The organism is Caballeronia ptereochthonis (assembly GCF_001545075.1).
Lineage (GTDB): Bacteria > Pseudomonadota > Gammaproteobacteria > Burkholderiales > Burkholderiaceae > Caballeronia > Caballeronia ptereochthonis.
Genome location: NZ_FCOB02000012.1, coordinates 1 through 14,129, shown reverse-complemented (window position 1 = coordinate 14,129; position 14,129 = coordinate 1). Strand labels below are relative to the sequence as shown.

General features: G+C 65.0%; 8 protein-coding genes and 1 pseudogene. 6 read left to right on the top strand and 3 right to left on the bottom strand.

Annotated features, from left to right (window positions below; translation table 11 throughout):
* Window positions 1–45: 45 nt before the first annotated feature.
* The 3 genes from AWB83_RS14245 to AWB83_RS14240 all read left to right on the top strand — a co-directional run bounded on the left by AWB83_RS14245 (window position 46) and on the right by AWB83_RS14240 (window position 1,997).
* Window positions 46–558: a response regulator gene (locus AWB83_RS14245; RefSeq protein WP_087046215.1), complete on the top strand. Its 513-nt coding sequence runs from the start codon at window positions 46–48 to the stop codon at window positions 556–558.
* A gap of 508 nt (window positions 559–1,066) precedes the next feature.
* On the top strand, window positions 1,067–1,210 hold the full coding sequence (locus AWB83_RS36795) for a hypothetical protein (protein WP_167389113.1): 144 nt from the start codon (window positions 1,067–1,069) through the stop codon (window positions 1,208–1,210).
* A 79-nt stretch (window positions 1,211–1,289) separates the two neighbouring features.
* On the top strand, window positions 1,290–1,997 hold the full coding sequence (locus AWB83_RS14240; protein WP_087046214.1) for an MgtC/SapB family protein: 708 nt from the start codon (window positions 1,290–1,292) through the stop codon (window positions 1,995–1,997).
* A gap of 12 nt (window positions 1,998–2,009) precedes the next feature.
* Here AWB83_RS14240 and AWB83_RS14235 read toward each other — a convergent pair whose 3' ends face one another.
* Window positions 2,010–2,714, bottom strand: a complete 705-nt coding sequence (locus AWB83_RS14235; protein WP_087046347.1) for a glutathione S-transferase family protein — start codon at window positions 2,712–2,714, stop codon at window positions 2,010–2,012.
* Window positions 2,715–2,868: 154 nt separating this feature from the next.
* Between AWB83_RS14235 and nudC the strand changes: the two genes are divergently transcribed.
* A complete protein-coding gene (gene nudC, locus AWB83_RS14230) occupies window positions 2,869–3,807 on the top strand; it encodes an NAD(+) diphosphatase (protein ID WP_087046213.1) in 939 nt (312 codons plus the stop codon).
* Window positions 3,808–3,921: 114 nt separating this feature from the next.
* Window positions 3,922–4,506, top strand: coding sequence for a histidine phosphatase family protein (locus AWB83_RS14225; RefSeq protein ID WP_087046346.1), 585 nt, complete (start codon window positions 3,922–3,924; stop codon window positions 4,504–4,506).
* Here AWB83_RS14225 and AWB83_RS14220 read toward each other — a convergent pair whose 3' ends face one another.
* A complete protein-coding gene (locus AWB83_RS14220; protein ID WP_087046212.1) occupies window positions 4,507–5,538 on the bottom strand; it encodes a LacI family DNA-binding transcriptional regulator in 1,032 nt (343 codons plus the stop codon).
* 398 nt (window positions 5,539–5,936) lie between these two features.
* Window positions 5,937–6,104: pseudogene (locus AWB83_RS35780) on the bottom strand (ShlB/FhaC/HecB family hemolysin secretion/activation protein); the annotation flags it as partial.
* Between the two features lie 574 nt (window positions 6,105–6,678).
* Here AWB83_RS35780 and AWB83_RS14210 point away from each other — a divergent pair.
* Window positions 6,679–14,129: two-partner secretion domain-containing protein (locus AWB83_RS14210; RefSeq protein WP_143750055.1), on the top strand; the 7,451-nt coding region annotated here is incomplete at its 3' end.

Genomic DNA, 14,129 nt, shown 5'->3' with positions numbered 1-14,129 from the left:
ATCGGCTCGCGTGCGTCGTCCTCCCGCGCACGCCGTTCACGGATCATGATGCGCGCATACAAGATCAGGATCGTAGTCGCGGAGCGTCGTCCGGTCGTTCTGTCGGGGCTGCAGAACTGGTTCGGCGCGCACGAGCGATTTCATATCGCAGCATGCGCCGGAAACGGCGCCCGCCTGTTCGCCGAACTGGCGTCCGCGGAATTCGACCTGATCGTGCTGAGCGGCGGCATCGAAGGCTCCGAGGCCGACGATTTCGCGCTCTTGCGCGAGCTGCGGCAAATCTGCCCGGACACGCCGGTCGTCGTTCTTACCGATGAACTCGACGCAACCGCCCTCGCCGCTATCCAGCGCGCGGGCGCATCGGGCGTCGTGAGCACGCTCGACGAGGCGCGCGCCTTCGAGCGCGTGTGTGACAGGGTGCTGTCGGGCGCAAAAGGCATTGTTTCGCCGCTCATCGCTGCCTTCCGGCAGCCAGCCGATGCCGCCCCGACTGCCGGTTCGAACCCGGACTACGGCAATGCGCGCGTGAACATCAGGCAGTTCGTCGGGCGGACCTGATCGCGGTCCGCACCTTTCGTACCGCTGACGGCCTGAATGTTACGCGCCGGACGCACAAGTCGTCCGTTCGTGTTGACGCCCATCGTATGGCCCGACTAAAATCGCGCATCTCAAAAAAGACGGGGCGATCCTTTGGACACCTGCAGTAGCCGATCTTCGAACTGTTTCGCTGCCTGACAGGCAGGACGCCGCTTCCCGCTTCCCTCCAAGCTTCCAGCCGCCGTCCCGCCATCAGGCAGACGGTGCGCGCCGCAGTATCTTCCCTCGTGCACCACCTTCGTTAGCGCCATTCGGGCGATGCCGCGCCGCGCGTTCTCATTCGCGTCGCGTATTGCCTGGCGTGCGCTTTCGCGCGTCGTTTTCAACCGACAAGGAGCCGCCATGCCCGACAGCGACTGTTGCCCCATACGCCGCTCGTTGCATTTTCCAGCCTAGGCAAGCCCGTAGCACGTCCATCCGTGCGCCGGCTTTCCGCTCATCGCGCCGCGCCCGGCGCACGGAGAAACTCATGAACTTCCTGCTTCTTTCGCAACTGCCCCGTGTCGACGAATCGCGCCGTCACTACGACGCCATGCTCCACCTCGAAGCGCGCGAAAACCGCGCGCGCGCGCCCGCGCGAATCTGGCGCCGCCTCACGGCGATCTTCCGCTGACCCGCACATTCACGCGCACGACATGGATGCGTGAGATCCTTGCCGGTTTATTTCCGGAAAGGGCCTCGCCTTCGAACCGATGAGCGTCGATTTCGCCCTGCGCCTCCTCGCCGCGTTCGCCTGCGGCGTCGCCATTGGTCTCGAACGGCAGCTGCGCCAGCGCACGGCCGGACTGCGCACGATCACGCTCGTCGCGAGCGGCGCGTGTCTCTTCGTCACGCTCGGCATGCTGACGGGCAACGGCGTCGCGGGCGTGACGCAGATCGCCGCGTATGTGGTGTCGGGCGTCGGCTTTCTCGGCGGCGGCGTGATCATGCGCGACAAGGGCTCGATCCAGGGCATCAACACGGCCGCGACGCTCTGGTGCTCGGCGGCCGTCGGCGTGCTGTGCGGCACCGGGCACTACGGACCGGCGATCGCGGGCACGGGCGTCGTCCTCGTCACCAACACGCTGCTGCGCGAAGTGAGCCGCGCGATCAACGCGACGCCCGTGTCGAGCGCGGACATCGTGCGCGAGTACGTGCTGACCGTCATCGGGCGGCAGGAAGACGAGATCCACATCCGCACGCTGCTGTCGAACGCGATGGACGCGCAGCCGCTGTCCTTCCAGAGCCTGACGAGCGAGGATGTCGACGGCGATCCGCCGCGCATCAAGGTGACGGCGACCGTGCGCATGCATCCGAAGGATCAGGCGAAGCTCGAGCGCATGGCGAGCCGCATGAGCATGGAGCGCGGCGTGTCGAGCATCAGCTGGTCCGGAAACGATGTCGAGACGGCGCCGGAATGACGACGAGGCGCGTCACGGCGCCGGGCTTTGCCCCATGCGCTCGCGCATCGCGTGGCAATGCTTCACGAGATTGTCCTGCGCGGCGACGAAGCGCTTGAGCGGCGTGTCGATGTCGTAAAAGTAGATGTTCGCGACGAAGCCATACACTGCGGCGTCGATGCTCGCGGGTTCGGCGCCGAACATGAATGGTCCGTCGCCCAATAGATTCGCCACCGCCTGAAGATCCTCGATGCCGCGCGCATATGCTGCATCCGGTTCATACCTGCCGATGCCCTGATAGCGATATCGCTCGAAGTTGTACTTGCGCGCGGTTTCGAGCACTTGCGAGTCGATATCCGGATGCGCCTCGAGCAGCGCGTCGCGAAAGCGCGGCCAGTAGCGGTCGTCGCGCCAGCGCGAGTACGACATCACCCAGTAGAGATCGTCGAGCGTGCGGCGCACGAGCAGATCGAGATCGCGCTGCGCGCGCGTCTGCGCGTCGTCGAGGGCGAGCGCGAATTTGCGCTTCAGGTGCGCGACGATCGCATCGCTGTCGCCGATGGTTTCTTCGTCGTCGACGAGGTATGGAAGCTGGCCGCGCGGCGCGGCGCTCGTATCGAGCACATGCTTGTGCTCGAACGGCAGGCCGGCAAGCTTCAGGAACGCGAACACCTTGAGCCCGAACGGATTGTTGTCTTCGAGGCCGAACAACTGAGGATACGAATAGAGCGTGATCATCGACGCCTCCGCGAGCACCGCGTTGACCGGCCGCAACGATGAAGCATCGCCCTGCAAGGACGCGCCAAGTTCGCTACGATTGCCGACTGGCCCTGCATCTTCCCGTCACGCGCGCATGTGTTTCCGGCATGCGCCGCCACACACGAAAAATACTATGCCCACGCCGCCTCACGCCATCGGTTTTACGCTCGATCCGCTCGATCGCGTCTCGGAGAAGCGGGACGACGAAGCTTTCGTCGCCGCCTTGCGCGACGAGCCGTCCACGCGCTTTCTGCTCTTCGTGAACAACGTGCCGCTGTTCAAGCGCACGAACGGGCGCGATGGCGGGCACGATCCGCTTTTCGACGCGCACGAAGCCGCGAAGCCCGGCGCGCCGCTGCAAACCGTGTTTCTGGGCCGCGACGCGGACAAGCGCTCGCTTTTCGCGCTCTCGTTCGATGAAGACGCGAAAAGCCAGTTCGAAGGCGATTCCGTCGAAGCAGTGGAGCTTCGCCCGATCGCGATGCAAGGCCTCGTGCCTGCGCCGATGGTCAGCGCGCTCGGCGAAGCGCGCTCGATGCTCGACTGGCATCGCCGGCACCGCTTCTGCGCGAACTGCGGCCAGCCGACCGATTCCGCGGGCGCGGGCTGGCGGCGCGTCTGCGGCAGTTGCGGCGCGCAGCATTTTCCGCGCGTCGATCCGGTCGTCATCATGCTCGTCACCGACGGCGACCATTGCCTCCTCGGCCGCCAGCCGCAATTCCTGCCGGGCATGTATTCGGCGCTCGCCGGCTTCGTCGAGCCGGGCGAGACCTTCGAGCATGCGGTGTGCCGCGAGGTGCTGGAGGAAGCGGGCATCCGCTGCACGGACGTGCGCTACTTCGCATCGCAGCCGTGGCCGTTTCCGTCGTCGCTGATGATCGGCTGCTTCGCACGCGCGACCAGCACGGAGATCATCGTCGACAGGAACGAGCTGGAAGATGTGCGCTGGTTCACGCGCGCGGAAGTCGCCGCGATGGTCGACGGCACGCACGAGCAGGGGCTGTCGGCGCCGAAACCGTTCGCGATCGCGCATCATTTGCTGAAGGCGTTCGCGACGGGCGAGCTCGACTGAATCGCTGGCTGGAGAACGGTCACGCCCGCGGCGCGCCTTCGGCAAGCGGTGCAGAATGCGATGCTGCGGCACGCCGGCGCGCGGCCGAAACGCTTAAGACACAGGGTGAACGACATGAACTTGAAAGGCGACGTCCATATCTGGCTGATCAGGCATGGCGAAACCGAGTGGAGCAAGTCGGGGCAGCACACCGGCACGACGGACATTCCGCTGACCGACGAAGGGCGCGAGCAGGCGGCCGCGCTCGCGCGGGTTCTATCGTCGCAGCAATTCGATCTCGTGCTGACGAGCCCGATGGGCCGCGCGATCGAAACATGCCGGCTCGCCGGTCTTGGCGAGCGCGCGCAGGTCGAGCCCGAGCTTCACGAGTGGAACTACGGCGTCTACGAAGGCCGGAAGACGCCGGACATCCGCAAGGAAATTCCGGACTGGTCGGTATGGACGTCGCCGATTCCGGAAGGCGAGAATCTCGCCGATATCGGCAAGCGCGCGCAGGCGCTCATCGACAAGTTGCTCGCCACGAACGCGACGAACATCGCGCTGTTTTCGCATGCGCACTTCTCGCGGGTGTTCGGCGCGCAATGGGCGACGGGCTCGCCGTCGCTGGGCGCGCATCTGTTGATGGACACCGCGGCCATGAGCGTGCTCGGCTTCGAGCGCGACGTGCGCGCGATCATCAAGTGGAATCTTCTTCCGTAATCACAGCGTTTCGCGCTCGACCAGTTCGAACCCGACGTCGACGAGGGTTTTGTCCGTCGCGCCATTGAGCCTGTCGATGAGGCAGCGCGCCGCCGTCGCGCCGATGCGCTTGCCATCGACGCGCACGGTCGTGAGCGCGGGCATGGTGTCGGCGCTGAATTCGAGCGCGCCGAAGCCGCACACGGCGATGCGCCCGGGAATGTCGATCGCGAGCCGGCGCGCCTCGGACACGACGCCGAGCGCGAGCAGATCCGAGCTGCAGAAAATGGCGTCGACGCCCGCGCGCGCTTCGATGATGCGGCGCAGGCCTTCCTTGCCGAGCGCGACCGAGCTGGGCGGCGGCATGAGCAACTCGGCGACGTCGGCGATGCCGTGCCTGGCGAACGTCTCGACGAAGCCGCGCCGCCGGACGAGCGCGCGCTGATCGTTCGCGGACACGAGGGCGGGCCGGCGCGCGCCGCGTGCGAGAAAGCGCTCGGCGACGGCCGCGCCGATGCGGTAATGCGAGAAGCCGACGAGCATGTCGATGGGGTCGTCGGTCATGTCCCACGTTTCGACGATCGGAATGGCGATCTTGCGCAGGCGTTCGTGGAGCGTCGGCGTATGTGCGACGCCGGTGAGAAGGACGCCTTCGGGGCGGCGGCCGAGAACGGCGTCGAGCAACTGGTCTTCGTTTTCGTCGCTGTAGCCGGAGAGGCCGAGCAGGACCTGATAGCCGGCGCGCGACATGGTATCGCTGAAGACCTGGATCGTTTCCGAGAAGAGCGAATGGGCGACTGTTGGCACGATCGCCGCGATCAGGCGCGATTTCGCGGATGACAGGCCGCCTGCCAGGCGGTTGGGCACGTAGCCCAGTTCGGCGACGGCCCGGCGCACGCGGGCCAGTGTTTCGGGTGCTACGGATTCGGGCGCGTTGAAGACGCGGGATACGGTGATTGGGGAGACGCCCGCGGAGGATGCCACGTCGGTGATGCGCACTACTCTTTGGCCCCGGCGGGGGCGGCGCTCGATGGGCGGTTTTTTGGGCGGCATTTGGGGGTGGGCGGTTTGTCGGTGTTTGCTTCGGCTTTCGCCGGATCCCGTTTTCGTGTCGGTCTATTGGCACTGCCCCTGTGCGGGGCGGCAGTCACTTTCTTTGCTGCTGAAGGAAAGTAATCTGTCAAAACCAAGCAATTGATTTTAAAGGCTTTTTATGCTGCTGCCACGCCGTGGCGTACCCTTTTATAGACCCCTATACGCGTCGCGCAATCATCGCGAACGGCTACACAAGTCTACAGATAATGTCGCGCCTATCTGACACTCTCCTGCCGGGCAGACTGGATCGCTTTTCGCGAGACTAAAAAACACAAATCGTGAGACTTCCCTGATCAGGCAGAGCGAGAGACGCTGACACGGACTACGGCTGATAGCGTGCCAGGGCTCGGCGAGGGTCCTGAGTACAAATCCTGATTCGCGCCGAGACTCAGAATGTCGTTGAGGCCGAGCGGGTTGTCCAGGCCGGGGCTCAGATTGCCCTGCAGCTTGCCCGTCGCGCGGCCGCCCGAGTTGTCGATCGAGGCGAGCACGGTCCACGGCTTCGCGCGCTTGACCGTCAGAACGCATCGCGTTGTTGCTGTAGTTGCTGATTCTGTTCGGCATTCGCTCGCGCCGCGGCTGCTTTGTCGTCGGGTGTGGGCGCGTGTTGTGCGTTAGACGTGAGTGACCAAGGCTGTAAGCGGTAGAGCCGCCAGCCGTATTTTTGCTTTCATGAGACTGCCCTTCGTGGGGAGGGGACCCGATCAATATCCGGTCCCAGTAGGCCGCCACGCGCCATGCGCGGCGCGGCTTGCGCGCTCGATTAGCCCCTCGGTTTCTATCGCTCCCCCGCTCAAACCGGTTACACGGTTTGAGCACCGCTCGGACGGCGTTCCATCCGTTCGAGCGGACTTTGGCGCCTCGTCTCGGCGAGGCGCTCTTTTTCTCTCTCCGGGAATATACGTGCGGTTTTCTCTCGGACTCTCTTCGTGCACGTTCCCAGCTTCGCGCCTCGCAATCGCGAGGCGTTTTTCCCTGTCGTAGTTAGCTTTAGGAGTTTTCTGCCTATGGTGGACCATTAGGAAAGCTGACAATAAAGAGTTTGCTGCGCTACGTGGTTAGCGCCTTCTCGAATCACTCGCCCGACAAACCAATAATATGAACGCTGGCATTTACAAACTCGTCTTTAGTCGCGTGCGCTCGATGTTCGTCGCAGTCGCCGATTACGCGAGTGCGCACGGCCACGGACAGGGCGTGGGCGCGACAGCGGGCGACGGCCGCGCCGCGAAGGCTCGAAACGCCCCGCATGTGCTCGCCCTCCGCCCGCTCGTCCTTGCCGCAATGTTGCTCGTTGGCACCCTCGGCACGAGTGCGCCCTCGCTCGCGCAGATCGTCGCCGCGCCCGGGTCCGGCGCGCACGTTGTGCAGACACAAAACGGCCTCGATCAGGTGAATATCGCGAGGCCCTCGGGCGCGGGCGTGTCGCTGAATCAATACTCGCGGTTCGACGTTCCGAAGCAAGGCGCAATTCTCAATAACTCGCCGAACATTGTCCAAACGCAACAGGCGGGCTACATCAACGGCAATCCGAACCTGCAACCCGATGGCTCGGCGCGCATCATCGTCAATCAGGTGATGTCGAATGCGCCGTCGCAGTTGCGCGGCTACACCGAAGTAGCCGGCCCGCGCGCGGAAGTGATCATTGCCAATCCCTCGGGGATACAGGTCGATGGTGCGGGCTTCATCAATACGTCACGCGCCGTGCTGACCACCGGCACGCCGAATTTCGGACCGAACGGCAGTCTCGCCGGGTTCAACGTCCCGGGCGGCAACATCACCGTGCAGGGCGCGGGCCTCAACGCGAGCAACGTCGATCAGGTCGATTTGCTCGCTCGCGCCGTGCAGATCAATGCGGCGATCTATGCGAACAGGCTGAATGTGGTCGCGGGCGCGAATCAGGTGGACCACGATACGCTCAATGCGTCGCCCATCGCGGGCAATGGTCCTGCCCCCTCGGTCGCGATCGATGTCAGTCAGCTCGGCGGCATGTACGCGAACCGCATTTTTCTGACGTCGAACGAGTACGGCGTCGGCGTCTCGACGCGCGGCATCCTCGCGTCGCAAGCGGGCGATCTGACGCTCCAGTCCAATGGCCGGCTCGTGCTGGCCGGAAAAAACAACGCGAGCGGTGATATCAACGCATCGGCGCGCGACGGCATCGACAATAGCGGCATCACCTATGCGCAACGCGACGTCATCGCGACGACTTCGGGCGCGCTCACGAACAGCGGGACACTCGCGGCGCAAGGCAACACGACGGTCAACGCGGGCAGCGTCGCCTCGACCGGCACGCTCGGCGCGGGCATCAACAGCGACGGCACGATTGCTGGCGCAGGTGAACTCGGCGTGCTGGCGAACGGCGCGATATCCGCGACGGGCCGCAACGCCGCGGGCGGCAACGCGGCGCTGCAAGGCGCGTCGATGAGTCTCGCCGGTAGCAGCACCTCGGCGAATGGCGCGCTGACGCTCACCGCGCGGAGCGGCGACATGAACCTGAGCGGCGCGACCGTGACCGCAGGCGGCGCACTCGCCGCAGGTGCGAACAATACGCTCGTCAATGACGGCGGGAAACTGTCGGGCGGCGCGGTACGACTGGCAGCGGCGAACGTCTCGAATGCGGACGGTCAGGCGATTTCGCAATCGACGCTCGATTTGAAGACAGGCGGCGCGCTGAACAATCGCGGCGGCACGCTGCAAGCGGCGGGCGCGCTCGGCGCGCAGGCGAGCAGTATGGATAACAGCGCCGGACAAATTGCCTCGCTGAACGCGGACGGCTTGAACCTTGACGTCTCAGGCCTTTTGAACAACGGCCAGGGCGGCACGATCGGCGGCAATGGCAGCGTCAACGCGCATGCAGGCCAGCTCGTCAACGCGGGTTCGATCACCGCGATGCAGGACTTGCGGGCGAGTGCGACGCAATCGCTTACGAACTCAGGCACGCTCGCGGCCAATGGCAACGTGAGCGCCTCCGCGGGCGCGACGCTGACCAACACGGGCAGTCTTGCGGCGGGTCGAACCGTGAGCGCGCGCGCGTTCACGCTGGATAACAGCGGCGGCGCGATCAACGGCGACCAACTCGACGTCGCCGCGACGAACCTCGTGAATCATCGCGGCAACCTCACGCAGACCGGCACGGGCGCGACCACGCTCGCCGTGAACGGCACGCTGGACAACGCCGACGGTACGATTGCGACCAACGCTCAGGACTTGACGCTTGCGCCTGCCGCAATGGTCAACGACCACGGCAAGATCACGAGCGCCGGCACCGGCACGTTGTCGATCACGACGGCCAGCCTGTCGAACGTTGGCGGCACGATTGCCACCAATGGCGCGCTGACGGCGAACGTGGGCGGCGCGGTGCAGAATCAGGGCGGCACGTTGCAGGCGGCAAGTGCGTTGAATGCGCGCGCGGGCAGTATCGACAACACGAACGCTCACATCACTTCGCTGAACGCGGCTGGCCTCACGCTCAATGTCGATGGTCTGCTCAACAATGGCGCGAACGGCGCGATCGCCAGCAATGGCGACGTCACCGTGCAAGCGGGTCAAGTCACCAACGCGGGTTCGATCACCGCCGTACATACGCTGATCGCCAGCGCCGTCCAGGCACTGTTCAACAGCGGCACGCTCGCGGCCAACGGCAATGCGACCGTGACAGCCGGCACCGCGCTCACCAATGTAGCCACGATCGTCGCGGGTCAGACCGCGAACGTCAGTGCGGGGACGCTCGACAACAGCAACGGCTCGATCGGCGGGAATCAGGTCGCAATCAGCGTGTCGAACCTGACGAATCGCAACGGCAGCATCGTGCAGAGCGGCACGGGCGCAACGGCGCTCGCCGTCACCGGCATGCTGGATAACGCCAACGGGACGATCGCGACCAACGCGCAGGATTTGAGCCTCACGCCCGCCGCGATCGTGAACGACCACGGGAAGATCACCAGTTCGGGCACGGGAACGCTCTCGATCGATACCGGAGCGCTGTCGAACAAGGGCGGCACGCTTGCGACCAATGGCGCACTCGTTGCGAACGTCTCGGGCGCGCTGTCCAATCAGGACGGTACCCTGCAGACGGGCGGCGCACTGTCGGCGCGGGCAGGCAGCTTCGACAACACCGGCGGCACCGTGGCCGCGCTCGGCACGAACGGTTTGTCGGTGACGGTCGCCGGTCTGCTCAACAACGGAGCAAACGGCCTGCTCGCGAGCAACGGCGATGTCACGGCGCAAGCGGGGCAACTAGCAAACGCGGGTTCGATCACGGCGATGCGGAACCTGATCGCCGGCGCGGTGCAGACCCTGTTTAATAGCGGCACGCTCGCATCCAATGGCACGACGACCGTTTCGGCGGGCGCGACGCTCACGAACGCGGGCACGATTGCCGGCGCTCAGCTGGCGCTCTCGGCGTTCGATCTGGTCAATCGCGGGAGCATCACGCAAACTGGCACTGCCGCGACCACGTTCCATGTCTCGGGGACGCTTGACAATACATTCGGCTCGATCCAGACCAACGCCGACGATTTGAGCCTCACGCCCGCCGCGATTCTGAACGACCACGGCACGATCACCAGCTCCGGCACCGGCACGCTGGCGGTCACGACGGGCCGCTTGTCGAACGATGCCGGCACGCTTGCCACGAACGGTACGCTCGACGTCAGAAGCGGCGCGGTATCGAATCGCGGCGGCACACTCGCGGCGCAATCGTCGGCGGTGCTCGATGTCGCCTCGCTCGACAACCGCGCGGGCTATGTCGGCGCGCAGAGCGTGTCGATCAACGATACCGGCGCGCTGGACAACACAAGCGGCACGCTGCAGGCAAATGATACGTTGAAGGTGTCCGCGCAATCGATCGCCAACGACAACGGTGCGATCGCCAATGGCGGCACAGGCGGGACGCGCGTCATAGCGCGCGGCGCGCTCACCAACACGAACGACGGCCTGATCGGCGGCAATGGTGATGTATCGGTCGCGGGCGGCAGCATCGACAACTCGGGCGGCGCGTTCACGGCGCAATCGAACAGCACGTTCACGAATCGCGCGGGGCTCGCGCAGGCCGGGGGCGACGTGTCCGTCGCCGCACGGGGCGCGATCGATAACAGCGGCGGTCAAATCGAAGCGGATGGTGTGAGCTCTGCCCTGTCGATGTCGGGCGCCTCGCTCGACAACACGAACGGACGCATCGCCAATACCGGAACGGGTGCGACCACGCTCGACGCGGCCTCGATCACCAACCGCAACACGGGCGGCGTGGCGGGCGCGGGTACGATCGGCGGCAACGGCGACGTCACGCTCAGCGCTGCCGCACTCTCCAACACGAGCGGCGCGCAGGTACTTGCGGGGCATGACCTCGCGCTGAACATCGCGCAGCTGGCCGACAACACCAATGCGACGCTCTCGGGCGCGAACAACGTCACGCTCAACGGTCCGAACGCCGCAGTGGTGAACGTGAACGGCTCGATTCACGGCAACGGTGCGGTCGGTTTGAATACGGCGTCGATCGACAACACGAGCGGTCGCATCGGCAACGATCAGGGCAGCGGCGGCAGCGTGGCCATCACGACGGGCGCGCTTGCGAACCAGAACGGCGCGATCGGCAGCGATCAGAACCTGAGTCTCACGACCAACACCCTGACGGGCGATGGCCGCATCATCGCGGGCCACGACGGCGCGGTGACGATCTACGGCGATTACACGCTCGACGGCGTGAACCAGATTCAGGCCAATCACGATCTCACCTTCACCACGGCGGGCGACTTCACCAACCAGGGCACGCTCGCGGCGGTCAACGCGCTGACGGTGAACGCGCGCAACGTCGACAATCAGGCGGGCGCCGACCTGAATTCGGCGAGCACGACGGTCAATGCCGCCAACGCGATCACGAACCAAGGCCGCATCGAAGGCAATACGGTGACGACCACGAGCGCGACGCTCACCAACCTTGCGACGATCATCGGCAACGACGTGACGCTCACCGGCACGCAGTCGATCGTCAACGATGGCGCGGCGGCGGTCATGGCGGCGGCGTCGCAATTGAACCTGTACTCGCGCGGCGACATCAGCAACACGAACGGCGCGAACCTCTTCAGCCTCGGCGACATCAACATCGCGGGCGACGCCACGCGCGACGCGAATGGTCTGATGGCCAATCGCGCGAACACGGTCACCAACGATCAATCGACGATCGAGGCGTTCGGGAACATCGAAGTCGCGGCCAACACGCTGAACAATACGCGGCCCGCTGTGGCGGTCGAAACGGTGACGACCGATGTCGAGACGGTGCGCCAGACCAAGCGCGAGAAATACATCGCCTGCACGACCACGGGCGGCGATTCGAACGCGGGCTGTACGGATCTCATGTACAACGGTCCGTACAAGAATCCGCGATACGACACATATAGCGATGCCGATGTCGTTTCGACGACTAATGGGCCGAACGCCGTCGATCGCGTGCTGGTCATGAACGTGAACGGCACACCGACCACGATCTACTACAACAGCCTGACGCAGAACACGGACGGTACGATCACGGTTGCGTATTGGGACGCCTACGATCCGCACATCAACTACGATCCGGCGACGGAATACCCGTCACGCGACGATGCGCACAACGGCTGGCAGCGCGTGGAGATCGCACGCGACACGACCACCACCACGCAACGGGATCAGATCAGCGGCGCGCAGGCGCAGCAGGCGCAATTGCTCGCGGCCGGCACGATGACGCTCGCCAACGTCGGCACGGTGAACAACGCCTACAGTGCGATTGCAGCGGGCGACGCGATCCGGATTGGCGGCGCGGTGCAGAACGGCACGATCGATGCCAGTGGCAACGGCGATGTGGCAGGCACCATCGTCAACAACATCGGGCAGACGCTGTACCAGTATCAGCGGCAGGACATCGTATCGACGTATGCGTGGAACGAAGACAAGAACCGCGACGTGAGTCCGGTCGTCGAGCCATCGATCGTGCTCGCGCCGGTGGCGATCGGTGGCACGGGCGGCACGATCGTCGCGAACAACCTCGTTCAGATCAGCGCGCTCGACGTGAATAACGTCAACGTGGCGGCGGCGAATTCCGCCACGGGCGCAACGGGCGGCACGCTCGGGGCGAACACGGCGATGGCGTCCGTGTCGGGCACAAGCGCCAATAGCGTCAATATGGCGGGCGGCGCATCGGTCAACGGCGCGAGCGGCAATGCGACGAGCGCGGCTACGAGCAATGCACCGAACGTCAATACCGCAAGCGGGCAGACAGGACAGGCCACAAGTAATGGTGCGACGGTCAACGCGCCGCAGTCGATTGCCGGTCCCACGGGTGCGCTGAACATCCCGCTGCCGACGAGCGGCTTGTACCACTACAACACCGCACCGGACGCGGCGTATCTGATCGCCACCGATCCGCGCCTGACGAGCTATACGAGCTTCATCTCGAGCGACTACATGCTCAATGCGCTGAATCTCGATCCGTCCAAGGTCATCAAGCGCCTGGGCGATGGCGTGTACGAACAGCAGCTGATCCGTAACCAGATCACGCAACTGACCGGCCGGGTCTATCTGCAAGGCTACACGAGCAACGAAGACGAATACCGCGCGCTGATGACCAACGGCGTGAACTACGCGAAGGAATTCAACCTCGTGCCGGGTATGGCGCTCACGGCCGTGCAGATGGACGCGCTCACGAGCGACATCGTCTGGCTGGTGGATCAGACGGTCACACCCCCTGACGGCAGCGTGCAGCATGTCCTGGCGCCGGTCGTGTATCTGGCGCAAGCCCATGCCAATGACTTGCAGCCGAGCGGCGCGTTGATCGCCGCGGATGATGTCGAGATCCACGCGACGGGCAGCGTGGCGAACAGCGGTGTCATCAAGGGCGGCACGAAGACCGTCATCAGCGCGACCGACATCCTGAATCGCGGCGGCAGCATCGGCAGCAACGGCACCACGGTTGTCTCGGCGACCAACGACATCACGAACGCCTCGGGCCGCATCACGGGCAACCGCGTGGCGGTGCTGGCGGGCCACGACATCGTGAACACGACGCTGGTGGATGCGGCAGGCGTCAGTTCGGTGGCGGGCGGCAGCCGCGTCCAGCAAACGCTGGTGGGCGCGCAGGGCACGATCGCCTCGACGGGCGACATGGTGATCGGAGCCGGCCACGATCTGACGGTGCATGGCGCGACCATCGCGGCGGGCGGCAACGCGCAGATCGCGGCGGGCAACAGTATCCTCGTCGATGCGGTGCAGTCGAACACGTCGCAATCGGTGACCAAGAACGCCGAGCACCATTGGGAAGAGAACACGACGATCAACCAGACGAGCGGCATCCGCGCGGGCGGCAGTCTGGCGATGCAGTCGGGTAACGACATGACGTTCAAGGGCGCGAGCGTGCGCGCGGGCGGCGACATGGGCGTTGCTGCGGGCGGCAACCTGACCGCGACGACCGTCACCAATACGCTGAAGTTCGATAACGTCGCGACCGATGACCGTGACAAGCTGGTTCAGCACAACTACGACGAGCAAACGAAGGGCACGACGTTCGCGGCGGGCGGCAGCGC

Bases quoted from the DNA above. Each gene is read 5' to 3' on its own strand.
- AWB83_RS14245 (WP_087046215.1), top strand. From the start codon at position 46: ATGATGCGCGCATACAAGATCAGGATCGTAGTCGCGGAGCGTCGTCCG.
- AWB83_RS36795 (WP_167389113.1), top strand. From the start codon at position 1,067: ATGAACTTCCTGCTTCTTTCGCAACTGCCCCGTGTCGACGAATCGCGC.
- AWB83_RS14240 (WP_087046214.1), top strand. From the start codon at position 1,290: ATGAGCGTCGATTTCGCCCTGCGCCTCCTCGCCGCGTTCGCCTGCGGC.
- AWB83_RS14235 (WP_087046347.1), bottom strand. From the start codon at position 2,714: ATGATCACGCTCTATTCGTATCCTCAGTTGTTCGGCCTCGAAGACAAC.
- nudC (WP_087046213.1), top strand. From the start codon at position 2,869: ATGCCCACGCCGCCTCACGCCATCGGTTTTACGCTCGATCCGCTCGAT.
- AWB83_RS14225 (WP_087046346.1), top strand. From the start codon at position 3,922: ATGAACTTGAAAGGCGACGTCCATATCTGGCTGATCAGGCATGGCGAA.
- AWB83_RS14220 (WP_087046212.1), bottom strand. From the start codon at position 5,538: ATGCCGCCCAAAAAACCGCCCATCGAGCGCCGCCCCCGCCGGGGCCAA.